General features: G+C 71.4%; 1 protein-coding gene. It reads right to left on the bottom strand.

Translation table 11 applies throughout. The annotated features are described in order from the left end of the window. The coding region (locus AC4IJH_RS43790; protein ID WP_490857612.1) for a M24 family metallopeptidase at nucleotides 1-367 on the bottom strand (367 nt) is incomplete at both ends.

Genomic DNA, 367 nt, shown 5'->3' with positions numbered 1-367 from the left:
GCCAGTACGCGCTGGGCGGCGTCGTGGAAGTCACGGAACTTCGCGCCCGGCTTCACCGCCGCGATGCCCGCCTCCTGAGCCTCGTAGACCGCGTCGTAGATCGTGCGCTGGAGGTCGGTGTAGCTGCCGTTGATGGGCAGGGTGCGGGTGACGTCCGCGGTGTAGAGGGTGGTGGTCTCCACGCCGGCGTCCAGCAGGAGCAGGTCGCCGGAGCGGACCGGGCCGTCGTTGCGGACCCAGTGCAGGGTGCAGGCGTGCGGCCCGGCGGCGGCGATGGTGCCGTAGCCGACGTCGTTGCCCTCCACCCGGGCGCGCAGGAAGAACGTGCCCTCGATGTAGCGCTCGGAGGTGGCCTCGGCCTTGTCCA

This window comes from Streptomyces sp. UF-297, assembly GCF_058245575.1.
The sequence above is the reverse complement of the archived record's forward strand: the minus strand, read 5'-3'. Positions and strand labels throughout refer to the sequence as shown.